Source organism: Halomonas sp. ML-15 (genome assembly GCF_014779595.1).
Classification (GTDB): domain Bacteria; phylum Pseudomonadota; class Gammaproteobacteria; order Pseudomonadales; family Halomonadaceae; genus Franzmannia.
Genome location: NZ_JACXZT010000001.1, coordinates 274,127 through 300,395, shown reverse-complemented (window position 1 = coordinate 300,395; position 26,269 = coordinate 274,127). Strand labels below are relative to the sequence as shown.

The following is a 26,269-nucleotide window of genomic DNA, read 5'->3' as shown; positions in this document are numbered from 1 at the left end:
GGTGTATTGTGTTATTTATTAATTAATGAAACTGCTTCAACAATTATACTTAGCATATTAGGCCTGCCAGCGCACTTGATTGCGTAGAGCTCGCGGTCTGCGCTCGATGGCAGGTTTCGGTGACGGATCAGCGCCACACCCAAAGAGGCGGTACAGGGTAACCTACCACCTTCGGTGACGTCGTGTCCGACGTCCAGCGGTGAAGCTGCCAATGCCTCGCACAACCGGTCGACCACCTGCATTGCCTGTGCCTTGGAGCCCACAACACGCCCAAGGCGATGGATAACCCTGAGCTGGGTCTGGCGGTCGAATGGCTAAAGGGCGGTCACTACCGGCAGGCGGTTGGGCAGTGCCAGGAGGTCTTTCAGCGGCATTGGTCTGGCGAACAGGAAGCCCTGGAGCAAGTCACAGTCGCGACCAATCAGGTCCTGCTGCTGCTCGAGCTCCTCGACGCCTTCGGCGACCACTACCAGATCCATGTGATGGGCCATGGTGATGATGCCCTGGACGATGGCGGCATTGCTGCGGCTGGTGAGAATATTCTGGATGAAGGCGCGGTCCAGCTTGATCTTGTGGATAGGCAGGTCGCGCAGGTAGCTCAAGCTGGAGAAGCCTGTACCAAAATCGTCGATGGCGATAGTGATGCTCATCCCGCGCAGTTTGCCGATCATCTCGATAGCCTGTTCCGCGCCTCCCAGCAGGATGCTCTCGGTCATCTCCAGCTCGAGAAGCTCGGGGGGTAAGCCTGTCTCATCGAGGATGCCTTGCAGTTCATCGAGAAAACCGTCTCGGCGAAACTGGAGCGACGAGATATTGACGGCCACCGGGAATACTCGCTCGCCTGTTGCGTGGAGGTCGGCCAGGCTCTGGCAGGCCTTTTTCAGCACCCAGCGGCCCAGGTCAATGATCTGGCCGGTTTGCTCGGCGATGGGAATGAAGATCCCGGGGGACACCATGCCGTGGGTTGGATGGTGCCAGCGGACCAGGGCCTCAACGCTGCGAACCTGGCCGCTGACGGCATCAACCACCGGTTGGTAATAGAGTTCGAACTCGTCGTCGCGCAGCGCGGCGTGAAGGTCATGACGCAGCAATACGTGCTCGCTGGTATGCCGCTTGCCGTCCTCCTGGTACCACTGCCAAGTATTGCGGCCCTGCTGTTTGGCCACTTCCAGGGCCAGGTCGGCATGCTGTATCAATTCGTGGGCCTGCTGGACCTCATCACTGCAGGCGGCGCCGATACTGGTGCTGATATGCAGCGACAATCCATAGATATCGAAGGATCTTTCGAAGGTGGCGAGAATACGCTCTGCCACGATGGCCACCTCTTCACGAGCCGCGATGTCAGGTAACAGGAAGACGAACTCGTCGCCGGTGAGGCGGGCCAAGGTAACGCCAGGGGTGAGCAGCTGACGCAGACGGTCGGCAATCGCCACCAGCAACTGGTTGCCGACGCGGTGCCCCAAGCCATCATTGATCGACTTGAATCCATCCAGGTTGAGGTACAACACCGCAAGCAGAGCCTGGTTCTGCTGGCTCAACCGAAAAAGATGTTCGAGGTGGTTCTCCAAAGCGTGCCGATTGGGCAGGTCAGTGAGCGGGTCATGGGTCGCCTGGTGGGCAATTTGGGCTTCCTGGCTGCGGTATCGAGTGATGTCCTCCTGAATACCTATGAAGTGGCTACAGCGACCGGCTTCATCGATAACCGGGCTAATCACCAATCGATTCCAGAAGGTCGTGTCGTCCTTGCAGTAATTCAGCAGCGTGACTTGCACCTCGCTACGCGCCTCAAGGGCGTGACGGATAATCTCGACGGCTGCGGGGTCAGTCTCTGGGCCTTGCAAGAAGCGGCAGTTTTTGCCGAGCACTTCGTCCAGGGCATATCCGGTCAGACGGCAAAAGGCTTCGTTGGCATAGACCAGCGGCATGTCGTGCTGGGTGGCATCGGCCATCAGGATGCCATTAGGGCTCGCCTCGATGCCGCGCTGCAACAGGCGTAGTTCGGTTTCCTGACGTTTGCGCTCGGCGATGTCGTGGCAGATGCCGTAGACGCCGACGATCTCTCCATCGATGGTCACCGGGAAATTGGTGACTTCTAGATAGTAGTCATATCCCTCGGCATGCGTACCTAATGTCTCGTACTGGCGTGAAGCCCCGGCTCTGGCGTCATCGAAGGCCGCCTGGGTCAGCTCGCGATGGTCGGGCGCGATGAATTCGTTGAAGTGGCGACCGACAAGCTCCTGTTCCGGGTAGCCGGTGATCCGTTCAAGGGCGGCATTGCCGCGCTGGAACCTGCCTTCCAGGTCGAATTCGTAGACTCCGTGAGGGTGGTTGATGAATAGCGAGCGGTGCCACTCCGCCAATGTGCGGTGATGGCGGCTGTCACGGTCCCTGATAAGCATCAGCGCGATCAGGGCGGCGGCCTGGCGGAGCTGTCGCAGGCTTACATCACTGGGAGCGGTGGGTTCGCGATAATAGGTACCGAACGTTCCCAGTAACTCGCCCTGCGAGGTGATCACCGGGCTCGACCAGCAGGCACGGAGGCCTTCGGCAAGGGCGACATCACGGTAGGCTTCCCAACGTGGATCTGTCTGAATGTCCTCGGTGACGATCTGTCGGCGCAGATAAGCAGCGGCCCCGAAGGAGGTTGTCTCGGGGCCGATGGGGACATCCTGGAGTCGCTCGACGTAGCGCTGTGAGAAGCGTTGAGTGGGGAAAAGGCTGAGCGTGCGCTGCGCCGGGTCGAAACGCATGAAGGCCACCACTGCACCGGGAAGCTGGAGACCAAGCCAGTGGGCAATCGCATCCTGAGTTTTCTTCAACGGCGCCTGTTGAGCGATCAGTTCATGGATATCCTGCTGGGCATCCAGCAGGGTGAGCTCGTCAGTCACGCGTTAGCCTCCAATCGGCACTTCCCCCCGAAGTAGACAGAGGTCTGAGCGGTTATCAGAGAAGTCTGAAGGAGGAGATCACGTCAGGCAAGTGGCTGACGTCGTCAGACGTTTTCGCTGATCACCCGGTTGCGGCCGGCCTGCTTGGCGGCGTACATGGCGCGGTCGGCGCGTTCCATCAGGGCGTTGCGGTCGTCGCCGGGGCGATAGCTGGCCACCCCAGCGCTGAAGGTTACCCTGCGCTCGATGCTGAAGGTGTGGGCTGCGATTGCCTCGCGTACGCTATCGGCCAGCACGTAAGCGTCTTGATGCGTGGTGTTGGGGCAAATGAACAGAAACTCTTCGCCACCCCAGCGGCTCAGGCAGTCGGTGATGCGTTTACGCTGCTGCAGCAGTTGCGCGACATCGATCAACACCTCGTCGCCCTTGTGATGCCCATAGTCATCGTTGATCGGTTTGAAGTGGTCGATATCGATCAGGATCAGCGAGAGAGGGAGCGGCGTGCGCGTTTGCCGGACCAGCTCTTCTTCGAGCACTTCATCGGTCTTGATGCGGTTGAACAGCCCGGTGAGCGGGTCGGTGATGGCCATTTGATGCAGCTGGCGATGGGCGCTCTCCAGCTCCTGGGTGCGCTGCTTGACCAGCCGCTCAAGCACCACGGCGCGCTCCTCGAGCTGCTTGAGAGGGTAGGGCTCGTCGTCGCCGTGGGCCGGGGAGGGCTGTGAGAGGTGCTTGTGCTCGACCTTCCAGCCGCCGTCGAGCCAGCGCATCAGCAGGGTGAAGCGGACCTGGCGCATGGTCACCGACTGCTGGTGAATGGTCAGGTGCCAGTCGCATTCGCCCATCACCAGCCCGAGGCTGTCGCTGAGCGGGATGGCCTTGCGCTGCTTGAGGGTGTAGTGAACGGGTGACGGCATGGCCTCGATATCACGCTGATAGAGGTACAGGGCGTAGTCGATGTCGTAGACACTCTCGTCGACACCGGTACCGAAGCCGGTGATGGCATCGGTGGCCAGCGCGGCGGCGCCGGTGGCATCGCGCTGGACGAAGAAAACCTCGAAGTAGTGCTCGCTGGCATCCAGCAGGGCCTGTTCCTGTTGGCTTGGCATATCGTCTTCGTTCTCCTAGAGGCGTGCTCAGTGGCGCTGTGGTGTGGGCGGGTCTGCAGGAGTAGCTCCGCGAATGGCGGCTTTTCGGCGTTTTGACATGTTCTGCTGGCGCTATCATGGCAGCCTCGACAACTTCCCTCTTGGTCCACTTTCACCACGGGCGAGCGCATGAATCCTTCTACGCTTATCGGCATCGCCGCCAGCATCTTGATGTTGGCCAGCGTTTTATTATTGAGCGCCGAGTCGGCGGCTAGCTTCATCAACCTGCCGGGCTTGGCCATCGTGCTGACCGGTACGCTGGCGGCGACCTTTATCAGCTATCCGCTCAAGGAGGTCGTACGGGTGGTGCGGCTGGTGGCGCTGGTGTTCCGTCGCGAGAACAGCCGCGTGCAGGAGGATATCCAGGAGCTGGTGCGACTCTCACGGCTGTGGTTCAAGGGCGATATCCAGGCCGTGGAGCGGGCGCTGGAGCAGGAGGTGCGCAATCCGTTTCTGCGCACCGGCGTGCAGCTGGTGATTGATAATACCCGCGAGGAGGAGATCCTCGACCTGCTGCGCTGGCGGGTGGCGCGCATGAAGGCGCGGGAGCGCGCCGAGTCGCAGATCTTTCGCACCATGGCGCTTTATGCGCCGGCCTTCGGCATGATCGGCACCCTGGTGGGGCTGGTGAACATGCTGGAGGTCATGGATACCAATCAGATTGGCGTGATTGGCGAGAAGATGGCGGTGGCACTGCTGACCACCTTCTACGGCATCGTGCTGGCCAACCTGGTGTTCAAGCCGATTGCGGTAAAGCTCGAGCGGCGCACCGAGGAGCGCTTGATCGCCATGAACATGGTGCTCGAGGGGGTGTCGTTGATGTCGCGGCGCCGGCTACCATCCTTTATCGAGGAGACCCTGAAGTCGTTCATGGCCAACCACCACGACGAGCTACGCGACGAGGTGGAACTGGAGGCGCCGATCGAGAAGACCGGGCGTCGGCTGCCAGGGGTCAAGGGACTGAGAAGGCGGTTGCTGCCAGGGGGCGCGGGAGCCGGTAATGCCTAAGGCCTCGCGTTACGATGCGCTGTTCGATGATGTCACCGACACCGAGTCGAGCAGCGGCTGGATGGTCAGCTATATCGATGTGATGACCCTGCTGGTGGCGCTGTTCGTGCTGCTGTTTGCGCTGTCATTTCGTGTTGGTGGTAGCGAGCCAGAGCCGGTGACGCTCTACGCTGAGCTGGATGCGGAGCCCACGCAGGCTTTGGGCGTGCCGCTGCCGGAGCAGATGCTGGCAGCGATGCCTGCTGCGCCGGCCGCTTATCAAAATGGCGCCACGCCTGGGGCCGGTGTCGATCCGGCCGCTGTGGTAGTGGCGCTGGGCGTGGCGCGCCAGCGTCAGCCGGCGACGCCTGCACCGGCACCGCCCCGGCCTTTCCCCGCCGAGCCGATGATGGCGGACTGGGAGCCCGCGCCGCCTTCTGCGTTGCCGGTGGTTGCCGCCAATGGGGCCAATCTCGACGTACCCTTGGAAGAGATGGTGATCGTGGTGACCGACACTGCGCCCGAGCGCTCGCGGGAGATCGACCCCGAAGCGATCGATGTGGCAACCAGCTTGACCGAGACGCTCGAGCAGCGCTTGGCCGAGGCGCCGCATCTGCCGGATCTCGAAGGTGTTGCGGTGTCGCGTGTGGCAGAAGGCATCAGCCTGCGGGTCGAGGACAATCTGCTGTTCACCACTGCCGAGGCGGAGCTGTCCGGTGGCGGCCGCGAGGTCATCGAAAGTCTGGTGGCGCTGATCCAGCGCCACGACGGTGAGGTCTCGGTCGAGGGGCACACCGACAGCCGCCCGATCAACACACCTGAATATCCTTCCAACTGGGAGCTCTCCAGCGCCCGGGCCACCGCGATCCTGCGCTATCTCGCCGATGAGGGCGTGTCGCCGTCGCGGTTGCGTGCGGTGGGCTTCGGCGATACCCGCCCCCTGGCCAGCAACGACTCCAGCGAAGGTCGCGCCAAGAATCGCCGGGTCGAGGTCATCATTCATCTGTAGTCGCTGAAGATGTTGTGCATGCCGTGATAGTGCGCCTGGCGGCGTTCGTAGTCGAGAAAGTCACTTTCGATGCACTTTCCGCGATTACCGCCGCGTACGGCGCCAGCGCGGGTATCCTTGAAGGCGTCACGCCAGCTGTCGGGCAGTGGTTGAGATCCAGGAATGGTCATCCACAGGCGCAACAGGTGGCGCTTACGTGCATCGTCTTCATAATCTTCGAAGTCAGTGCGTGAGTGAACGACGGTGTAATTGTTGAGCAGCTGCATGTCGCCTTTCTCGATATTCATCGAAAAGCAGAACTTGGGGTCCCTAAGTGCTTCATCGAGCCAGTCAAGGACCTCAACCTGGTCCGCTGCTAGACGGGGGACCTCCTCGAAGTACTCTTGGGCCGCGGCAATGTTCTTGCGGTTGGTTCGAAATGCTGGATAACCCTGGGCTTCGCCGTAGAGTGGGCAGGGGTAGATATTCGGCTCGTCATCGGCGCCTGCGCCCTGCAAACTGAAGAAGAAGGGTTTGTGTAGCGCAGCTTCTAGATCAGGGCGGGTACGCTTGAGTTCATCGTGAATTGCCAGCGAACTGGTAATAAGGCTGGTGCCGCCGGCTTTGGCTGGATGAATACACAACAGCGAGACGACGTCGCAGAAATCGACGTGGAAATCGAGGCCGGCATTGGTGTTGTAGCCGCGACCGCCTTTGACCTTGTATTGGCCGCCAGTATCTTTTACGGACGTCATGATGTCGCTGGTTTTATTTTGCGTGCGGGCAACGCCGGCATGCAGTCCGAGGCCCCAGTAGAGTGTCTTGATATCCTCGACACTGTAACGCTCGACGGGAAACCCTTTGAGCAGACAGAATCCCCAGCCGTGCTGAGTACTTGCGTAGGCGGCTTGTATCTCCTCCAGGCCAGCGCCGCTGAGCGGGAAGTCATCTGGTGTCAATTCTAGCAGAGGTTTGGACGTCGACTTGGCTTTTTGTAGTGCGCGGTCAATGTCATCGATAGCATTATCAGAAATATAATGTATCCAGCTGTGGTTGTTTTCCACATCAGCACTAAGCCATGGGCGGCACTTTGCTAGAGTGCTCATAAAATTCACCTCAAGATGTCGTTATGTGTGTAATAGGTAGGCTAGCAATGTCAGTTTCTTGATAAAAACGATATTAGTGAAAGGCTGACTCAACAAAAATTGGTGATTACGCCAGTGGTGGTTCCACTGGCATACAGTGAAAGCTCAATATTACCTTTGGTTGGTAACCAGGGTGTCGATAATGCGCGACGAAGGTTCCACCAAGAAGCGGTTTTTCATTAAGGCAAGAGAGGCGTCGTGGAACTGTGCATTGCTGCTGGCCACGGCGTCTTCGGCGATTATGGTATAGAAGTCGTGATGGGCACTGCTGCGTACGGTGGACTCGACACAGCCTTCGGTGTTGGCGCCAATCAGTACCGTCGTATCGATGCCGTTGGCCTTTAACATCATGTCGAGGCTTGTGCCAAGAAAGGCATCCGGCCGCAGTTTTTCAATGACCGGATCCTGTGCTCTAGGTTCGATGCCAGCACAGAACTGGGCTCCCCAGGAACCCTTCAGGGTGTAGTTGGGACTCTTGCCATCACGGACCTTGAGTCGCAGCCATGCTGGGCTATCACCGCGACCATCGGGAAGTGTGACTTGGCGCACGAAGATCGTGAATAGATCCATTGCTTGCCACTCGGCGATGAGACTTCGCATGTTGGGCAAGTGTTTCTGAGCGAGACTCATATCTCTGCCGGCTTGAGCGAACACGCCATCGTCGTCGAAAAAGTCGTTCTGTATGTCGATGACGACAAGTGCTGTCGATTCGGGAACCAGAATCTCTTCCAGTGTTTGCCTGACGGTCTTTCCATATAGAGTGATCATGTCGTCTCCTTGGTCATTTGATATGAGGCTTTGCCGCGCATTATGTGGATGGCTAGCATCAATAGCAGTAACGTTCCGCCGGTGACTGGCAGTAGCAAGCCTGGAGCGATTAAGCCGAATGCGGCCAGTGAGAACATCAGACGCTCCCAGTGGACCAGCGGGTAGAGCAAAAAGCCCGACATTGCCGCACCGATGAGTGTCACCCCGATCAACCCCGTGATGGCGTAGGCAGCGATGGTCAGTCCGTCACCGATCATTAAGATTTCTGGGTGGAAGACGAAGACGAAGGGGATAATAAAGGCCACCAGGGACAGCCGGATGGCGGTAATACTGGTGGGTAGCCAGTTGGCCTTGGCCATGCTTGCACTGATGAATACCGTGGCGCATAGCGGCGGCGTCAGGCCAGAAATGATGCTGAAATAGAAGATGAACATGTGCGCAGCTATCGGCTCGACACCCAGCCGCACCAGCGCCGGGGCGACGACAGCAGCTGCCAGCATGTAGGCGGCAGCAGTGGGTAGCCCGGTACCTAGCAGCATGGCGACGATCATGGCCAGCAGCAGAGAGATAAACAGGTGATTCTCACCTAGCCCTATGATGGCTGAGGTGAAGGTGACCCCCATGCCGGTGGTCGAGATCATGGCGAGTAGGATCTGGGCGCCAGCGATAAGCACTGCAATGGCAACTAATCCGATCCCGGCATCGATGCAGCCTTCGCGGAGGTTGTTGAGTCTCCTCTTGAGGTCGGACCAGCTCCGCGTGCCGAGCAGAAACAGTACTACTAGAATCGCCGTGGCGGTGAAGGCGGCCATGGCTGGCGAAAATCCGCGCACAAGCAAGGTAATAAGAGTACCTAGTGAGAGAAATACAGGCCCGGCGCGGCGAAGGGTCAGGACGTCCTTGGCGCGAGGTAGCTCGTCACTGGTCATCGGTTTATAGCCGAGCCGTTTGGATTCAAAGTGAATCCCGGCCAGGCAGCCGGCGAAGTAGAGCACCGCGGGGATGATGGCAGCGACCATAATGGTGAGGTATGAGATGCCGATCAGCTCGGCCATGATGAAGGCTCCGGCACCCATGATGGGGGGCATGATCTGCCCGCCTGTAGATGCCACGGACTCGACCGCTCCGGCGAAGGTAGGGCGATAGCCCAGTTTCTTCATCAGCGGAATGGTAAAGGCACCGGTAGTGGCCACGTTGGCTGCGGCAGAGCCTGATACGCTACCGAACATGGCGCTGGAGATGGTTGCGACCTTGGCTCCGCCGCCGGTGGTTCTGCCACCAATTACCATGGCCAGGTCCATAAAGGTTTGACCGCCGCCTGTGCGCAGCAGTACAGCACCAAAGATGACGAACATCGCGATGACGGTCGCTGAAATACCGGTCACCATGCCGAACAGGCCGCGGGTAGAGATATACAGAACTTCGGCAGCAAAGCGAGGATCGAGGCCGCCGTGTGCCAATGGGCCTGGTAGATTGGGTCCTGCCAGGGCGTAGGTGAGTCCGGCGATACCGAGCGCTGGGATAGTCCAGCCGATCACCCTGCGGCAACCTTCGAGCACAAGCAGCGTGGCAATGATCGCGAAGGCAAAATCGAGCTGAGTCATTCTGAAGGTGAAGCCCATGATGCGATCGTAGCTAAGGATCAGGTGCCCGATTACTACCACGGTACTCAGGATGAAAATGGCGTCGAGAAGGCCTAGTGGAGTGTCACGAGCACTGCCGCGGCGCATGTCGTACAGGCAAAACGCCAGGATCAGGGTGCCGCCGACGTGTAGCGAACGCTGAATGAGGTCGGGAAAGGAGCCGAATGCCCCGGTATAGAGGTGAAACATCACCATGGTGGTACTGAGCAGTGCAATCAAGTGACCGCGAAAACGCACCATAGGTGAGCGAAAGGCGCCCCCTGGGGGCGCCGAATAGGGGGACTGTGCGGTCACGGTCAACCCTCCTCAAGCTCGTCTGGCATCAGGTGATCAGGAATGTCGTAACCTTGCTCCAGGATGTAACGCGCTACGCCGGCATGGAGCGGTGTCTGGCCCCGTTCCAAGGTCTGCTCGATGATGTCCATCCCTTCGATGGCCGAGTAGGATTCGGCGACCGTGTCGACGTTTTCCACCACGGTCTTGAAGATGTCGTAGGCGGTATCCTCGGGCAGATCCGTGGTGGTACCGATGGTGATGAAAACCACTCGCAGGTTCATCGGGCCGGTGTCGTAGGGGGTATCGTCAACGGCCATGAAATCGAAGTGCGGGTATTCCGCCTGAACCTGTTCAATCTCATCATCCGTCCAGCTCAGGACTCGAATATCTCGGGTGGTCTCGGCATCCATGATGGCACTGTCGGGCGAGTTGGGCGGCCCTGCCTTGGTAAAGCCAACGATGCGGCGATCCTGAAAGGCGGTCACGGCGTCGCTCATGCCCGTGCGGAACCAGTCGGGTTCGACGCCGAGGGCCTCCATAGCCTCGAAGGTAGCGCGTTCGGTGCCAGAGCCGCGTCCGCCGCCGTTGAACTGTTCGCCGTCAAGGTCCGAGTAGGACGTCACATCCGAGTCAGCATCGACCACGGTCAGATAGGCTAACGGTGTGGTGACCCAGAATGTCCGGAAGTTGGGGTTGGGATCACCTTCGAAGGGACCTAGGCCCTTGTAATATTCGAACAGGTCTGGTTCTGCCATCATCGCCCAGTCGACCTGTCCTTCACTTAGTCGCCTTGAGTTGTCGAGGCCGCCGCCGGTTTCAAGCACTGAGTGATTAATGTCGTCGAGTTCAGAATTGAGCAACTGGGACACGGCAACGAAGTAGGCATATAGCGATGATGCCTGGCTGGTGGTGCCCACCGAGAGTTGTGACTGCGCCTGGGCGTTAAACGGCAAGGAGAGCATTAGCGCCGCGCCAATTCCAGCGGCGAGGGGAGTGTGGTGCAGTACATTGGTTTTTGAGTGTCGCATATGATTTACCTCTTGTTGTTATCGCAATGACGCGATGGGGAAATGGTTTTGTTATTGTGTAAGTCCCGATGGCTTGGCTAGGTGAAGCGAGCTTCCAGCGACGTCCACTCGGGGTAATCGAACAGCGACCACAGCCCGTGATGATCGAGCATCTGGTCGCGCAAGGGTTCGGTGCTGCCATGTTTGGCGAGACTCTCAAGCAGCTTGGCGCCTTGGAAACCGAACAGCCTTGTCAACGAATTGGGATAGATAGCAAGACGGTATCCAAGTGCGGCAAGTGTCTCGGCATCGAGAAACGGCGTGCGACCGCCTTCCACCATGTTGGCGAGGGTGGGACATGACAGACGCTGGTTGATCTTCTGCATCTCCTCTTGGCTTTCGGGTGACTCGACGAAGATCAGGTCGGCGCCGGCCTCGCGGTAGGCCATGGCGCGATCAAGCGCTTCGGCGAGGCCGTGTCCGGTGCGCGCATCGGTTCTGGCGATGATCATGACATCGTCATCGTCACGAGCATCGACCGCGGCCTTGATGCGGCCCTCCATTTCGGTGATATCGACCAGCTTGCGTCCGAGTTCGTGCCCACACTTCTTGGGCCATGCCTGATCTTCTATCTGCATTGCGCTGACGCCAGCACGCTCGAGTTCACGAACGGTACGAACGACATTGAGAGGGCCGCCATAACCGGTATCCACATCGCAGATAATGGGGATGTCGACGACGTCGGCGATGCGTCGCGCTCGTTCGGCAACTTCTGCAAAGGAGATCACGCCGATATCGGGCGCGCCCAAAGCGCTCATCGAGACCCCCGAGCCGGTGATGTAGGCAGCGGGAAAGCCGGCATCGGCGACGAGCCGTGCGGTCAGGCAGTCGAAGCACCCAGGGGCCATGGTTATTTCATCACGGTCGATCAACTCTCTTAGCCTGGCGCTGCGTCCTTGCGCTTGAGCAAGGCCCAATGGGTAGCCTGGCCGACGTGTAACGGTGGTGTTCATGAGCTTCTCCTGGCAGTGCTGCTTGAGTAGTTGTCGGTCCACTGGCGAGGCGACATGAGGCGACGCTCGATGAGCGGCTTGAGTGATGCTGTGGGTTGCATGGCGTCTTTTTTCAGGGCTATTTGTATTTATATGCTTTTTTATACTTGGCTTTGCGTCGTTGATTTAATGTCTATATCTACTGTTATAAACTAGCAAACGGGTGGCGTTATGCTAGTGAATATTTCTTTATTCGATAGTGAAGATTTTTGATGTGAAATGACGTTAGTCGGTCGCTGTGTTCCAGTTATTTATTATGTTCTTCAATATAACCAGTGGCTTGTCTCGGCATTCTATTTTTCTGCTGACAAGTGAAAAACGTAGGCTAGGCGCATCATCGCCAAGTGGCAGCGTATCTATTTCGTAATACTTGGCTAGGCGCGGGTCAGGGAGAATCACAACGGCAGATCCATAGCCAGATGACACCATGGAAATCACACCTTCGAGGGACTGAAGTTCAAGTTCTGGCGGTTTTCCTCCAAAGATCGACATCGAGAGTTGGCGCGACAACTTTCCGAGCGATGTCGTTCGGTCGTAAGCTATCCAAGGTTGTTCTGTCAGCATATCCTTATTTCTTTCAGGTGCTATGCCGTTAGGTGTGATCACGCAAAAAGGAGCTTGTTGCAGTAACTGCCAGTCGAGTTGTCGACGGCTGGCTGTGGCAGGTTCTGCAACGATGGCGGCATCCAGGTCGCCGACCTTGACCGCTTCAATCAGTTCGTGTGAACGACCGGGCACGCAACTAATGTCGAGCTTGGGAGCGTCCTGCTTCAGACGTTTGAACAGAGGGGGCAAGATGACAGGCTGCATGATGCTGATAGCGCCCAGCTTGAGTCTGCCTGTCACCGCGGCCTGACGGCCACTGCGCATCTGCTCGAGTTCATCTAGTAGCGGTCCGACACGTTGACAGAGGTCATGGGCGAACGGCGTCGGCGTCACTGACTGGCCAGTGCGATTGAACAGCGCCTTCTCGAAATACTGCTCTACCGCTTTGACCTGCATACTGACCGCACTGGGAGTGATGTTCACTGCCTTGGCCGCAACGGCAAAGCTGCCTTTGTCGACGATGGTCATGACGGTGATCAGAAATTCGAGCCGCATGTTTGCCTCTCACCCGATCTGCGCGACAACCGATGCGCAGTCAGTAACGGTGGCGATACTGGCCATGTCGGCGATGGCGGTGTCGTGGGTGCTGCGTTTGAACGCCGCGCAGCCGTCATCCAGCACCAGGATGTGGTAGTCGCGCATATGGGCGTCGCGCACGGTACTGGCCACACCGCCATTGGTGACGATGCCGCAAACGATCACGCTGCTGATGCCGGCCTTCCTGAGAGCCCAGTCGAGCTGAGTGTTGAAGAAGCCGGAATAGGCGACCTTGTCGACGGCGATATCGACATGGGGGGCAATGGCCTCGACGTTGGCCTGACCGTGGCTGCCGGGGGCAAAGTCGCCGCGGGACAGAAACGGCCGCAGCGCTTTCAGGTGTGGCGAGATCATCGGTTCGCCCTGTGCATCCGGCCATAGCGTGAAGCGGGTGGTGGCCACCAGGCCGCCGGCCTGCTTGAGGCGCTTGGCCAGCGGCGCGATGCGCTCGGGCAGGGCAACGGCCTCGGGATTGGTGGCGCCGCCGCGGGCATAGGCCCCGTCGGGATGCAGGAAGTCATTCTGCAGGTCGACGATGATCAGGGCGGTGTGGCGCGGATCGAGTGACTCAGGTGACATGGGACTCCTTGTCTGTCTTGTAGGCTTGCAGCCGACGACGCACGCTGCTGGCGATGATGAAGCACACCGCCAATCCGGTGATGATCAGAATGGTGAGGCTGATCGGCCGCTCGATGAAGGTTTCCAGGTTGCCGCGCGATAGCAGCATGGCGCGCCGGAAGTGCTCCTCCATCAGCGGGCCGAGGATGAAGCCCAATAGCAGCGGCGCGGGGTCGAAGCGCAGCATGGTCAATAGGTAGCCGAGCACACCGATGCCGACCACGGTGTAGATGTCGAAGGTGCTGTTGCTGACGCTGAAGACCCCCACGCTGATAAATATCAGGATGGTGGGATAGAGCAGTCGGTAGGGGATCTTGAGCAGGCTGATCCACACGCCGATCATCGGAATGTTGAACAGTACCAGCAGGATATTGCCGATAATGAAGCTGATGATCAGCCCCCAGAACAGTTCCGGCTCCGTGGTGATCAGCTGCGGGCCGGGGGTGATGCCGTGGATGATCAGGGCGCCCAGGATCAGCGCCATGGTGATGTCCCCGGGAATGCCGAGGGTCAGCGTGGGCACGAAGGCGGTTTGCGCCGAGGCGTTGTTGGCCGCTTCAGGAGCGGCGACGCCTTCGATGGCGCCGTTGCCGAAGCGTTCAGGCTGCTTGGCGATCTTCTTCTCGGTGGCGTAGGCCATGAACGATGAGATAGAGGCGCCGGTGCCGGGCAGGGTGCCGAAGAAGCTGCCGATGGCCGAGCCGCGGGCCATGGAGGGCAGCGATAGCCGCCAGTCCTCTCGGCTCGGCAGCATCGAGCGCATGGTGAACCGCTCACTCAGCCCGGAGGTGTCGATGGTATTGATATTACGAATGATATCGGCGACGCCGAAGATACCCATTGCCAGGGCGACCAGGCTCAGGCCGCTGGACAGTTCGGAGAAACCGAAGGTGTAGCGGATCACGCCGGTGTTGACGTCGGTGCCGATCATGCTCAGTAGCAGCCCCAGCACCACCATCGCGCCACCCTTGAGCGGTGAGTCGGAGAAGGTACAGGCGGCTACCAGCCCCAGCAGCATGAGCGCGAAATATTCCGCCGAGCCGAACTTGAGCCCCAGCTTGGCGATATAGGGCGAGAAGAAGATCAGGATGACAAGGCCGGTGATGGCGCCGGCAAACGAGGCGATGGTGGTAATGAATAGCGCTACCCCGGCTCGCCCATTACGCGCCATCGGGTTGCCGTCGATGCAGGCCACCGCGGAAGAGGCGGTGCCTGGCAGGCGCAGCAGGATGGCGGCGGTAGAGCCGCCATACTGGGCGCCATAATAGACGCCGGCGAGCATCACGATGGCGACGTCGGGCCCGATGTAGTAGGTAATCGGCAGCAGCAGCGAGATGGCCGCCAGGGGACCAATCCCCGGCAGTACCCCGATGAAGGTGCCTAGCAGCACACCGACGAAGCAGTACCACAGCATGGTCGGGGTCAGTGCCGCTTGCAGGCCGATTCCCAGGTTTGCGATTACATCCACCAGAAAGTCTCCAAGGCGATTAGCCCCACCACAGCGGCATGTTCATGCCGAGCCCGACGATGAAGATCAGTGACGCGAGCGCGGCGACCACCAGTGCCAGTGCGATGCGCCCCGGCCAGGTGATCTCGCGGTCGGCCCAGGAGGAGATCACCACGCCCACGAAGGCCGCCGTGAACAGGCCGGCGGGCCTCAGCAGTAGCGCAAATAGCGCCATGCTGGCGGCCACGATCAGCAGCTGTCCCCACTGCAACTGGACGGTACTGCTGGGTTTCAGCTGGGAGGTGACGGCGAGCAGGCCGCCTATGCCACACAGCACCATTGACAGTACCTGGGGCAGGAAGCCCGGCCCCATTCTCGCCAGGCTGCCGAAGGCGTACTGCTGGCCGTGGTAATAGGCATAGGCGCCTATGCCAATGAGCAGCAGCCCGCCAAACAGCTCGTGATTGACCTTCAGTGTCAGGTTACGTGTGGCCATGATGACGTTATGCCCTGATTACTGCTTCTCGATGCCGCCCGCTTCGGCGATGGCCTGCCAGCGCTCGACGTCTTGTGCGATGAAGTCGGCAAACGCCTCGGGGCTGATGTCGATAGGTTCGGCACCTTCGCGCTCGAGCAGGTCGGCGCCGGACTCGCCTTGCATGATCTCGGTGACGTCGGCGTTGAGCCGCTCGACGATGCCCGGATCCATGCCGGCGGGGCCGAGCAGACCGAACCAGCCGTAGGTGGTGGGGTAGTCGGCGAGGGTCTCGTTGACGGTGGGGATGTCGTCGAGGTTGGGCATGCGCTCCGGAGAGGTGACGGCAATGGCATTGGCGTCACCCGATTCGACCAGCGGCATGGCGGCGGCGAAGGGCGCGAACATCACGTCGACGTGGCTGCCGATCAGGTCGGCGATGGCCGGGGCAGTGCCGTTGTAGGGGATTTCGTAGCCGAGTATCTCGGATTCCTGCATGAACTTGAGGGTCTCCATATGCAGCGAGGAGCCCAGGCCGCCGACCCCGAAGGTGATGCCGTCGGGCTGCTCTGCGGCATAGTCGAGCAGGTCTTGCAGGCTGTCGATCTCCAGGTCGGGGCGCGACAGTAGAATGCTGGAGACTTCGCCCAGCAGTGAGATCGGCGAGAAATCCTCGACCGGATCGTAAGGCAGCTCGTGAAACAGCGACTCATTGAGGGTGTGGCTGGTATAGGCCACCAGCAGGGTGTAGCCATCCGGGTCGCTGTTGGCGACGGCCTCGGCGGCGATGTTGGCACCGGCCCCCGGGCGATTGTCGACCACTGTGGGTACGTCGTACTTCTGTGCCAGGCCATCGGCGACCTCACGCGCCAAGGCATCGGTGGTGCCACCGGCGGAAGCGCCAACGATCAGATTGATCGGTTCGCTGGGGTAGTCGTCGGCAATTGCCTGGGCGCCAAGTAGCAGGCCGAAGGGGGCAGCTGCGGCGAGCACGAGCAGGGGGCGGGGGGTAGTCAAGCGCATGTGAGACTCCATCTTATTGGTGTAGTTAAGCCGTTGGCGGATGTAGGCAGTGTTATTGGATGAGCCGTCGCCGTGGTTCATATCACTTTATGTATAGTGATATTGTAATGTCAATAGGACATGACGTTTCGAGAGGTATGACAGACGCATTCGATGGCCCTGCTGCGGTGGCTATCTGTGAGCGGGAATCACCCACGGTCTTTGGCTTAGGTAACTATCAGCGAAGGCGTTGATCTGCGTTTCCCAGGCCAGGGTGGCCTGGATGTCATCAATGCCTTTGAGCAGGCGCTCACGGCTGCCGTCGTCGATCTCGAAGGTCAGGCAGTTGTCATTTCCCCAGCGTATCTCGCAGGCGACGAGATCCACGGTCAGCGACGCCTGCGGCTGGACTCGGCAGTGGCTGACCAGCGCATCGAAGGGGGCCTGATCGAGCATGATCGGCAGCAGGCCGTTGCGGATGGCGTTGCTGCGAAAGATGTCGGCGATCTTGGTCGAGATGATGACCTGGATGCCGTAGTCGACGAAGGCGTAGACGGCGCCTTCCCGGGAAGAGCCGCAGCCGATGTTGTGGCCGGCGAGGACGATCTTGGCGCCGCTCTCTGCCTCGGGAATCGGCGAGTCGCTACGCGGCTGGCCGTGCATGTCGTAGCGGGCATCGTAGAGCAGATAGTGGTGGTAGCCAGTGCTGCGTGGTTTGCGCAGAAAGCGTGCAGGGATGATCTGATCGGTGTCGATATTGGCGTCGAGCAGCAGCAGAGCGGGGCTTTCGACCTGGGTGACGGGCGTCATGCGGGTGCTCCTTTATCAGGGTGGCGGATGTCGACGATCTTGCCGTTGAGCGCGGCGGCGGCGGCCATGGCCGGGCTCATCAGGTGTGTCCGGGCACCGGGGCCCTGGCGGCCTGGAAAGTTGCGGTTGCTGGTGGAGGCGCAACGCTGGCCCGGCGCGACACTGTCGCCGTTCATGGCCACGCACATCGAGCAGCCGCTTTCACCCCAGCTGGCGCCGGCCTGACGGAAGATATCCGCCAGACCCTCGTCTTCGGCCTGGGCCTTGACACGGTTGGAGCCGGCGACGATCAGCGTTGGCACCTTGACCGTGCCGGAGGCCAGAACGCTGGCGGCATCGCGCAGGTCACTGAGCCGTGAGTTGGTGCATGAGCCGATGAACACCTGGTCGACTTCCAGGCCGATAATGGGCCGGCCGGGGCTGAGGCCCATGTACTCCAGCGAACTGCGGGTGGCCTCGCTGTCGACGGTGGCAAAGGGCTCATCGACGGCCACGGACTGCTCGGGGCTGGTGCCCCAGGTGATGCGCGGTGCGACCTGGTTGGCGTCGATGGTCACCGACTTGTCGTAGTGGGCATCGGGGTCGCTATAAAGACTGAGCCAATGGCGTTCGGCATGCTCGAGCGCCTCGCCCTTGGGCGCCTGGGGTGTATTACGCAGCCAGGCGAGGGTGGTCTCGTCCGGTGCCACCATGCCGACCCGGGCACCGGCCTCGATGGTCATGTTGCACAGGGTCATGCGGGCATCCATCGACAGCGCAGCCACCGCCGAGCCGGTGTACTCCACGGCATGTCCGGTAGCGCCGCCGGTGCCGATCTGGTGGATGATGTGCAGGGCGAGGTCCTTGGCGGTGACGCCGTCGGCGAGCTGGCCGCCGATGTGAATCCGCATGGTCTTGGGGCGACGCTGCCACAGGGTCTGGGTGGCGAGTACATGGGCCACTTCGGTGGCCCCAATGCCCATGGCCAGTGCGCCGAAGGCGCCGTGGGTGGTGGTATGCGAGTCGCCGCAGACGATGATCAAGCCGGGTAGCGTCAGGCCCAGCTCCGGGGCGGCAACGTGCACGATGCCGCGATCGGCATGGCCGAGGCCCATATAGGTGAGCTGGTGCTTGGTGGTGTTGTCTTCGAGGAGGCGAATCATCCCGGCCACTTCGGGGTCGTCGTCGAGGCGGTCCAGATTGGAGGGCACGTAGTGGTCGGCGATACCGAAGGTGAGCTCCGGATAGGCCAGCGGTCGGCCGCTCCCGTCGAGCTTGTCGAAGGCGTGGAAGGAGCCTTCGTGGACGAAGTGGCGGTCGACCCAGAGCAGGTCGAGCTCCCCTGCGCTGGCGATCCTGTGCTGCTGCCAGATCTTCTCGAACAGGGTGAGGGAGGGCTGAGTCATGACGGCGTCCTCGGTGAGTGTCTAGGGGTGGCGCGGCGACGCTTGAGCATGCTGCCGATGACCCGCGGCAGCACCGACAGCAGCAGCAACGCCAGCAGTGCAAGGGTGATGGGCCGGTCGGCGATGAAGCCTAGGTTGCCGCCGCTGATCTGCATGCTGCGCACCAGCTCGCCTTCGGCCATGCCGCCGACCAGCAGGCCAACCACGGTGGCGGCCACGGGGAAGCCGTAGCGACGCATCAGCCAGCCGATGATGCCGGTGGCCACTACGGTGATGGGGCCGACCATATTGCCGGTGATGGCGTAGGAGCCGACCACTGATAACACCATGACGATGGGGATCATCAGCTTGAGCGAGAGTTTGACGATATAGCCGGCGAGGAAGATAAACCCGACCCCGACTATCAGCAGCAGCACTGCCTGGGCCATGTTGCCGATGATCAGGGCATAGACGATATCGGTGTTCTCGCGGATGAAGCGCGGCCCGCCGGTGACGTTGTGCAGGGCGAAGGCGCCGAGCAGCACCGCGGTGCCGGCACCGCCAGGTAATCCCAGGGCCAGAAGGGTGATCATCGACCCGCCTTCGGAGCTGCTGTTGGCCGACTCGGCGGCGATCAGGCCCGAGGGGTTGCCCTTGCCGAACGAGTCGGGGTCCTTGGAGCGTTGCTTGGCGGTAGCGTAGGCGGCGAGGTTGGCGATACTGGCGCCAACCCCGGGAATGGCGCCGATCACTGCGCCCATGCTGCCGCCACGCATTAGCTGAAACGGCTTGCTGGCGGCCTGGCCCATGCCGTCGAGAATATGGCGAAAGCGCACCACCCGCAGGGCGCTGTCATCGACGATGTAGCGCTTGCCGACCAGGTTGAACAGCTCCGAGGCGGCGAAGAACCCGATCAGCGCGGGAATCACCGGTATGCCGTCGAGCAGATACATGCTGCCGAAGGTGCCGCGCATCTGGCCGGCGTCGCTGTAGCCGATGGTGCTGATCAGGATGCCCAGGATCCCGGCGGCGATGCCCTTGGAGATGCTGGCATCGTTGAGCACGGCGATCAGGGTGACGCCCCAGATCGCCACCACCAGCATTTCGGTGGGACCCAGGCGCAGTACCCACTGTGAGATCGACTGCACGGTGAACAGCAGCAGCAGATAGCCGACCAGGGTGCCGAGTACCGAGGCCACCAGGCCGATGCCGAGCGCCTGGGCATGCTCGCCGCGGCGCGCCATGGGATAGCCGTCGAAGGCGGTGGCCACCGACGATGAGGTGCCCGGAATGTTGAGCATTATGGCGGGGATCGCGCCCCCGAAGCCGCCGCCGGTAAAGATGGCGGTGAGAAACAGAATCGCCGGCAGGAAGTCCATGTACAGCGTGGCAGGCAGGAACACCGCCATGGCAATCGAGATCGAGAGGCCAGGGATCGAGCCGAAGAACAGGCCGATGATTAGCCCCGGCGGCACCACCAGCCAGGCCGCAGGGGTGTTACCCAACAGGCTGAGGGCGGCGTGAAAGGCCTCGGCGTTGATCATGACGCAGGATGCCTCTTGTCGGTTAGGAGAGTGGCGCTCACAGCAGCAGGGTCGGCAGGCGAATGCCCAGCAGCTCGATGAACAGCAGCACGATGGTGGCCGAGACCACCACGCCGAAGCCGACGATTACCCACCAGCGCCGCTCGCCCTGGAGGTAAAGCGCCAGGCACAGGAACAGCAGGCTGCCGAGGTCGAAGCCGATGATCGGTATCGCTGCCACGTAGATGGCCAGCAGGCCCATGAACAGCACCGCAGGTAACGCCGAGGGGTCGTCCTCGGCGGCGATGGTGGCATGGCGCTGGCGGTACCAGTCGATGACCTTGGTGCCGACGATCACCAGCAGCGCGGTGATGCCGATACCGGCGGCCGGCACGATCAGTAGCCAGTCGGTGACGCCGCGGGCGGCGGCATGGACCCCGTGGGCGTAGTAGCCGAAGACGGCCGCGAGGCTCAGTGAGAACAGCACGCTACCGACAGGAAAGCCGTGCTGTCGTGGCGAGGTTGTCATGCTTGCCTCCCGCGTTGTCGATCCGAGGTGACTGGGACGATGGGCCACGTTTACTGGAGTAGCGGGGCGTACTGCTGCACGGCGCGATAGCCTTCATCCACTAGCGCCTGGCTCTCCTCGGGCGAAACCCAGTCGGCGCCAATCCCTGCGTCACTTGCCCACTCCTGGAATTCATCACTCTCCAGGGTTTCCTGGTAGGCCTGGATCAGGCGCTCATAGCGCTCTGGATACTCTTCCTGGAGCGAGGCGTGGGCGATCAGGCCCGTCACATTGCCGCCTATCAGCGGTAACGGGTCGACGCCGAGGCTCTGCATTTCGTCGTTGAACAGCGGCGCGTCCCAGTTGTCGCTGGGCTCGTCATTGACCACTGCCAGGGCGCGGACTTCATCGCTGATCGAGAGCGCGGCTTCGGCGGCGAGGATCTCGAAGTCGACCTGGTTGCCCGCCAGTGCTGCGCGCAGCGGGGCGCCGCCGCTGTAGGTGACGAAGCGCACGTTGTCATGCTCGATATCCAGCGCGTCCATCAGCACCAGGGTCTGCAGGTGACCGCCGTTGCCGACGATGATCCCGGAGCTGACTTGGCCGGCCTCGCGCATGGCCTCGATCAGCTCCTCGAGGGACTGATAGGGGCTGTCATTGTGTACTGCAACGATGCCGTAGTCGTTCCACTGGGCGCTGAGCAGTTGGAAGTCCTCCCACTCGACCGGTGCGCCGCCGACTTCGATGGCGCTGGCGAGGTAGGGGGTGGCCTGCATCACCAGCAGGGTCTGGCCGTCGGCGGCCTGCTGCTGAAAGTAGGTGGCACCCAGTGCGCCAGCACCACCGGGGCGGTTGACGATGCTGATCGGTACATCCAGGCGTGGTGACATGTGCTCGGCCAGGCCACGGGCCATGCGGTCCGCGCTGCCGCCGGCATCGAAGGGAACCACGATCTCGATGGGATCCTGCGGCCAGTCGGCGTGGGCGGCGCTGGCTAAGCCGACGCTCAATACCAGGCAAGAGATACCGGCGCTGAGAGTGGGCAGGCTGCGCTTGACGGCGGCGGTGAGGGGGGTGTGTCGATGGTTCATGATGGCGTCTCCGGAGTCGTTATTGTTGGACGTAGGGTCTCAGTGGCGTGGGCGCTGGTGCCGCTGCGCCCTGCGAATGCAGGGTCCTTGGTATACGTTATGGGTATCTGAGCCCTTTGTGATGGATCATGCATTGGCAAGGGTTATTCATGCATGGTAATTTTGTCATGTCAATAGGACATGAAGTCCGATAAACGCGAGCCAGTGGCTCGCACACTCAGGTTTACAGGAGGCGCAGTGACAGACCTCTCGAAACGCCAGCTCAGTGGGGATGCCAGTGACCCCTGGCCGAAGCACCATCGCGTTTATCTCGTATTGCGCCAGGAGATTCTGGAGGGGCGCTATACCCCCGAGCAGCCGCTGCCCAACGAGATACTGCTGACCGAGCAGTTTCAGGTGTCGCGGATCACCATTCGCAAGGCGATGGAGCGTCTGGATCGCGAAGGTCTGGTCGTCCGCTACCGCGGCAAGGGCACCTTCCCGGTGGCGTCCAACGAGTCGTCGCCGGTGCAGGCGAGTATCTCTGGAGTGATCGAAAACCTGATCGCCATGGGCCTCAAGACCGAGGTCAAGGTGCTCGACTTTGGCTATGTGGCAGCCTCTGCCGAAGTGGCACAAGCCCTCGCAGTGGACGCGGGGAGTGTCGTCCAGAAGGCGACCCGGGTGCGTAGTCATCGCGGGGCGCCGTTCTCGCTGTTGACCACCTATGTACCGGAAGCGATAGGGCGCACCTTCAGCGAGCAGGACATGGCGTCCCAGCCGCTGCTGCTGCTACTGGAGCGTGCCGGTGCCAAGGTGGCTCGTGCCGAGCAGGCGATCACCGCCAAGCTGGCCACGCCCAGTCAAGCCAGCCTCCTCGATATGGAGCCGGGTGATGCACTGCTTTGCATCCGCCGCACCGTGTTCGACGAGGACGATCGCCCGGTCGAGTACATCGAAGGGTTCTACTGCCCCGACACCTACGAGCATCAGATGTCGTTGGGACGCAAGACCCACAATAACAAGCGCGTCTGGGACGCGTGATTTTCATCGTTGAGGAAATGCCATGACTCCGCTCGCCGACTTGATCCAGCAAACCCAGGGTGCCCTGGTCGCACCGGGGGTCTACGACCCGTTCACGGCCAACCTGGCGGCGCAGGCCGGCTTCGAGTGTGTCTACCTGTCCGGCGCCAGCCTGGCCTACACCCAATTGGGCCGTCCTGACCTGGGCCTGGTGACCATGACCGAGGTGGCCGATAGCATCGCGGCGATTCGAGACCGTGTCGATATCGCCCTGATCGTCGACGCTGATACCGGCTACGGTAATGCGCTCAACGTGCAGCGCACGGTGCGGGTGTTCGAGCGTAGCGGGGCCTCGGCGATCCAGCTCGAGGACCAGACTTTCCCCAAGCGCTGTGGCCACCTGAGTGGCAAGACGCTGATTACCGCCGATGAAATGGTGGGCAAGATTCAGGCCGCCTGTGACGCACGCCGCAGCGACACGACACGGATCATCGCGCGTACCGATGCGATTGGCGTAGAGGGGATCGAGGCGGCCATGGAGCGCGCCGAACGCTATCTCGACGCGGGCGCCGATGTGCTGTTCATCGAGGCGCCGCAGAGCCGCCAGCAGCAGCTGATGATCACCGAGCGCTTCCAGCAGCGTGTCCCGCTGCTCGCCAATATGGTCGAAGGCGGACGCACCCCGGCGGGCAGCGCCGACGAACTGGCCGACCTTGGCTTCAAGCTGGTGATCTTCCCAGGAGGGCTTGCCCGCGCGGTGATTCGCCAGGCCTCGGCGTACTTCGAGAGCCTCAAGCGCCACGGCACCACCGAACCGTTCCGCGACCGCATGGCAGCCTTCGACGAGCTCAACGAGAGTATCGGCCTGCCGGAAATGCTGGCTACCGCCGAGCGTTACGCGGCCAAGTAGCGGTAGCCAGCATGGTGCTGCCGGGTGGTTATAATGTTGAGGCTTACTCGGTAATGACGTCCGTTAGCGCGTGGAAGAAGCGGCTGACCGGTACGATCTCGAAGCCGAGTGACTTGGGTTGTGCACCGGTCATGGCAATCACCATGTTCTTGTCGGGGTGGACGAACACCCACTGGCCGAAGATACCGACGGCGGCGAACGCGCCTTCATCGCCGACTGGCCACCAGGAGTAGCCGTAGGGCACGGTCTCACCGCCGACCTCGTGGGTGCGGCCTGCGGTGTCTACCCAGCCGTCGGGCAGGACGCCTTGGCCATTGTCGTTATGCCGCTCATCGAGGATAAATTGCCCGAATCTTGCGTAATCTCTGAGGGTGGCGAGCAGGCCGCTGCCGCCAATCTCCTGGCCATCTTCGGCGTCTAGCCACCACTCGGCGTCATGCTCCATGCCGTAGCTTGCCCAGAGCGTTTCGGAGAGATAGTCAGAGACGCTGGTGCCCACGGCTCCCTCGATAATTGCCGCTAGCAGCTGGGTTTCGCCGGTGCTGTAGTTCCACACTTCGCCGGGGTCGCCCACGCGCTCCAGAGTGGCCATTTGCTCGATGATTGATCCCTGCTCCTGGCTAATCTGACGCTCCAGCATTTCGCGACGGTCGGAATCCGGGTCGTCGTACGTCTCATCCCATGCAACGCCTGAGGCCATCAGCAGGATATGCTCAACGCTGACGCCGTCGTAGGCACTGCCTTCCAGTTCGGGGACGTACTGGACTACGTTGTCGTCGAGACTCCCGATATGGCCATCCTGAATCGCGGCGCCAATCAGCGTGGAGGCGATGGACTTGACCACTGACATCGACATCCAGGGGGTGTCGCGATCGTTACCCAGTGCGTACTGCTCAAGCACGATGTCGTTATCGTGCACTACGATCAGCCCGCTGACGCGGTTGAGTGACATGAAGTCGTAGAGGTCGTAGGTGGTGTCATCATCGGTAAAGGTGAAATCGTCGAGTGTTACGCTGCGCTCACCAAACTTATGCGGACTGGATGATGCTGGCACCACTCTGGTAGGGAAGAGAGCATCGATATTGCGGTAGGCATTAACCTGTTCGTCAGGCATCAGCCTGCCATCGTAAAGGTTGCGTACACTGCCGCTGGATGTGTCGCTGGCAACGGCGCCGCTGACCGGCAGTGCCGCCGCCATTAGTGTGGCAATAGCTACTCTGGATGAAGTGGTACCCATGGTGGGACCTCCTTGTCTTGTTGATTATTTGACAACACTTACCCTGGCATAGGATTGGCGAAGCGGCAAGCTGGGGGCTGTGACTGATCGATGACGTTTCACACCGGACTAATGTTTCAGCGGCTGCGAGGGGTTTCCGGTGCAGCGAATACGGTACTTGGGGCGCTTCAGCAGGTCGTCTTCCGTGAGTCTGCCAAGAGATCGCTGAGTGCGGCATCGCAATTGAAGTTGCTCCTACACTGGGGAAGGCGTGAAGACGTAGCTCGGCTAAAAGCGCGATATGGCCCTGGCGGCTTCCGAAGCAAGAGGGAAGACGCGCTCTCGAAATGCTTCGGGCGTCCATTCACTGAGCGAGCCTGCCACATGTATGGCGCCGCACGGGCGGTCATGCTTGTCGGTGATGGCGACGCCCAGTGCGATCTCGCCGATCAGAATTTCTTCTCTCGCCAATGCATACCCCTGCTCTCGGGCCTCCTGAACCTTCTCGAGAATGGCGACGGGGTCGGTAATCGTGCGTGGCGTGACTGGCATCAATTGGGACCGCGCAATGACATCGCGCACCTCGTCATCCTCCAGGCGCGAGAGTATGGCTCGCCCCCCCGAACTGCAGAAGGTGGGCACGCTATGGCCGACCAGTGTGGCATAAAAGGTTTCCCGCTTGCTTTGCATGCGCGCAGCGTAAACCACACGGGTGTCATCGAAGAGGCTGAGGTCGACCCGCTCGCGAATATTACGCCTGAGTTCTAGCAGTACGGGGGTGGCATTGCGTATGACGGGATTGAGGCTCAAGTAGTCGAGGGTGTGGTCGAGCACCCTGATGTCAGGAAGAAAGCCGTTGTCTTCATTATCACGCCTGAGGTAGCCCAGCTCGCGCAAGGTGTGAACGATTCGCTGTGCGGCGCTTCTGTCGATACCCGCCTCTTTGGCTATCTCCGAGAGACTCATGGCGCCGTCAGCCGAATGAAACGCCGAGAGGACCTGCATCGCTCTGGAAACGGACTGCAGAAAAAGCGGATCCTTTTTCTGATCTTCAGTAATAACTCTATGATTTAAAAGCGATCTTGTGGTTCGCTTCATAATTCCTACCGTTATGTTTGCACGAACGTGGTGCTGCGACTAAGGTTGATGGTGATCGATAAATCAATATGAGTGTATCGCTGAGAGATACAGTGTGTCCATTGCCGATATCACCACTTTGATGCTGTGGCAGTTTCGATAAGGTGCTGCTTCGTTTCAG

23 protein-coding genes are annotated in these 26,269 nt (G+C 60.7%); 4 read left to right on the top strand and 19 right to left on the bottom strand.

All coding sequences use genetic code 11. The annotated features are described in order from the left end of the window. Positions 1-314 precede the first annotated feature (314 nt). Both IEI94_RS01395 and IEI94_RS01390 read right to left on the bottom strand, forming a co-directional pair. Complete coding sequence (locus tag IEI94_RS01395; RefSeq protein WP_191164823.1) at positions 315-2,888, bottom strand: EAL domain-containing protein; 2,574 nt, start codon at positions 2,886-2,888, stop codon at positions 315-317. A 104-nt stretch (positions 2,889-2,992) separates the two neighbouring features. Beyond that, positions 2,993-3,997 (bottom strand): diguanylate cyclase, encoded by a 1,005-nt coding sequence (locus IEI94_RS01390; protein WP_191164821.1) that lies wholly within the window; start codon positions 3,995-3,997, stop codon positions 2,993-2,995. Positions 3,998-4,165: 168 nt separating this feature from the next. Here IEI94_RS01390 and IEI94_RS01385 point away from each other — a divergent pair, with 168 nt between their 5' ends. Both IEI94_RS01385 and IEI94_RS01380 read left to right on the top strand, forming a co-directional pair. Further along, the gene (locus IEI94_RS01385; RefSeq protein ID WP_191164819.1) at positions 4,166-5,044 is read left to right on the top strand and encodes a motility protein A; all 879 of its coding nucleotides are present in this window, start codon (positions 4,166-4,168) and stop codon (positions 5,042-5,044) included. Continuing rightward, positions 5,037-6,032 carry a flagellar motor protein MotB gene (locus IEI94_RS01380; RefSeq protein WP_191164817.1) on the top strand — a complete coding sequence of 332 codons (996 nt, stop codon included), beginning with the start codon at positions 5,037-5,039 and terminating at the stop codon, positions 6,030-6,032. Before IEI94_RS01385 ends, IEI94_RS01380 begins: the two co-directional genes overlap by 8 nt. On the opposite strand, the gene IEI94_RS01375 is transcribed toward IEI94_RS01380, so the two are convergent. From IEI94_RS01375 to IEI94_RS01305, 15 genes are all read right to left on the bottom strand, one after another. Then, on the bottom strand, positions 6,023-7,117 hold the full coding sequence (locus IEI94_RS01375) for a TauD/TfdA family dioxygenase (RefSeq protein WP_191164815.1): 1,095 nt from the start codon (positions 7,115-7,117) through the stop codon (positions 6,023-6,025). The genes IEI94_RS01380 and IEI94_RS01375 overlap by 10 nt on opposite strands. Positions 7,118-7,267: 150 nt before the next feature. Continuing rightward, complete coding sequence (locus IEI94_RS01370) at positions 7,268-7,924, bottom strand: cysteine hydrolase family protein (RefSeq protein ID WP_191164813.1); 657 nt, start codon at positions 7,922-7,924, stop codon at positions 7,268-7,270. Next, the gene (locus IEI94_RS01365; protein WP_191164811.1) at positions 7,921-9,861 is read right to left on the bottom strand and encodes a TRAP transporter permease; all 1,941 of its coding nucleotides are present in this window, start codon (positions 9,859-9,861) and stop codon (positions 7,921-7,923) included. Before IEI94_RS01365 ends, IEI94_RS01370 begins: the two co-directional genes overlap by 4 nt. Positions 9,862-9,863: 2 nt before the next feature. Then, positions 9,864-10,871 carry a TAXI family TRAP transporter solute-binding subunit gene (locus IEI94_RS01360; protein WP_191164808.1) on the bottom strand — a complete coding sequence of 336 codons (1,008 nt, stop codon included), beginning with the start codon at positions 10,869-10,871 and terminating at the stop codon, positions 9,864-9,866. Positions 10,872-10,948: 77 nt separating this feature from the next. Further along, positions 10,949-11,863: an isocitrate lyase/PEP mutase family protein gene (locus tag IEI94_RS01355; protein WP_191164807.1), complete on the bottom strand. Its 915-nt coding sequence runs from the start codon at positions 11,861-11,863 to the stop codon at positions 10,949-10,951. A gap of 264 nt (positions 11,864-12,127) precedes the next feature. Beyond that, on the bottom strand, positions 12,128-13,003 hold the full coding sequence (locus IEI94_RS01350) for a LysR family transcriptional regulator (protein ID WP_191164805.1): 876 nt from the start codon (positions 13,001-13,003) through the stop codon (positions 12,128-12,130). Positions 13,004-13,012: 9 nt separating this feature from the next. Beyond that, complete coding sequence (locus tag IEI94_RS01345) at positions 13,013-13,624, bottom strand: cysteine hydrolase family protein (protein WP_191164803.1); 612 nt, start codon at positions 13,622-13,624, stop codon at positions 13,013-13,015. After that, positions 13,614-15,131, bottom strand: a complete 1,518-nt coding sequence (locus tag IEI94_RS01340; protein WP_191164801.1) for a tripartite tricarboxylate transporter permease — start codon at positions 15,129-15,131, stop codon at positions 13,614-13,616. Before IEI94_RS01340 ends, IEI94_RS01345 begins: the two co-directional genes overlap by 11 nt. A 19-nt stretch (positions 15,132-15,150) precedes the next feature. After that, positions 15,151-15,606: a tripartite tricarboxylate transporter TctB family protein gene (locus IEI94_RS01335; RefSeq protein WP_191164799.1), complete on the bottom strand. Its 456-nt coding sequence runs from the start codon at positions 15,604-15,606 to the stop codon at positions 15,151-15,153. Positions 15,607-15,624: 18 nt separating this feature from the next. Continuing rightward, on the bottom strand, positions 15,625-16,608 hold the full coding sequence (locus IEI94_RS01330; protein ID WP_191164797.1) for a Bug family tripartite tricarboxylate transporter substrate binding protein: 984 nt from the start codon (positions 16,606-16,608) through the stop codon (positions 15,625-15,627). Positions 16,609-16,779: 171 nt separating this feature from the next. Then, a complete protein-coding gene (leuD, locus tag IEI94_RS01325; protein ID WP_191164795.1) occupies positions 16,780-17,397 on the bottom strand; it encodes a 3-isopropylmalate dehydratase small subunit in 618 nt (205 codons plus the stop codon). Continuing rightward, on the bottom strand, positions 17,394-18,782 hold the full coding sequence (gene leuC, locus IEI94_RS01320; RefSeq protein ID WP_191164793.1) for a 3-isopropylmalate dehydratase large subunit: 1,389 nt from the start codon (positions 18,780-18,782) through the stop codon (positions 17,394-17,396). The genes leuD and leuC overlap by 4 nt, the downstream gene beginning before the upstream one ends. Continuing rightward, complete coding sequence (locus IEI94_RS01315) at positions 18,779-20,305, bottom strand: tripartite tricarboxylate transporter permease (protein WP_191164791.1); 1,527 nt, start codon at positions 20,303-20,305, stop codon at positions 18,779-18,781. Before IEI94_RS01315 ends, leuC begins: the two co-directional genes overlap by 4 nt. A gap of 37 nt (positions 20,306-20,342) precedes the next feature. Beyond that, complete coding sequence (locus IEI94_RS01310) at positions 20,343-20,813, bottom strand: tripartite tricarboxylate transporter TctB family protein (protein ID WP_191164789.1); 471 nt, start codon at positions 20,811-20,813, stop codon at positions 20,343-20,345. A gap of 50 nt (positions 20,814-20,863) precedes the next feature. Next, entirely contained in the window at positions 20,864-21,883 is a 1,020-nt protein-coding gene (locus tag IEI94_RS01305; protein ID WP_191164788.1) for a Bug family tripartite tricarboxylate transporter substrate binding protein, read from the bottom strand. Between the two features lie 237 nt (positions 21,884-22,120). Between IEI94_RS01305 and IEI94_RS01300 the strand changes: the two genes are divergently transcribed. Continuing rightward, positions 22,121-22,906, top strand: coding sequence for a GntR family transcriptional regulator (locus tag IEI94_RS01300; RefSeq protein ID WP_191164785.1), 786 nt, complete (start codon positions 22,121-22,123; stop codon positions 22,904-22,906). A 22-nt stretch (positions 22,907-22,928) separates the two neighbouring features. Then, entirely contained in the window at positions 22,929-23,795 is an 867-nt protein-coding gene (locus IEI94_RS01295) for an isocitrate lyase/PEP mutase family protein (RefSeq protein WP_191164783.1), read from the top strand. A gap of 43 nt (positions 23,796-23,838) precedes the next feature. Here the strand turns inward: IEI94_RS01295 and IEI94_RS01290 are convergent, their stop codons facing one another. Together IEI94_RS01290 and IEI94_RS01285 are read right to left on the bottom strand one after the other, a co-directional pair. Further along, positions 23,839-25,032 (bottom strand): serine hydrolase domain-containing protein, encoded by a 1,194-nt coding sequence (locus tag IEI94_RS01290; RefSeq protein WP_191164781.1) that lies wholly within the window; start codon positions 25,030-25,032, stop codon positions 23,839-23,841. 267 nt (positions 25,033-25,299) lie between these two features. Further along, complete coding sequence (locus IEI94_RS01285; RefSeq protein WP_191164779.1) at positions 25,300-26,109, bottom strand: IclR family transcriptional regulator; 810 nt, start codon at positions 26,107-26,109, stop codon at positions 25,300-25,302. Positions 26,110-26,269: the final 160 nt, after the last annotated feature.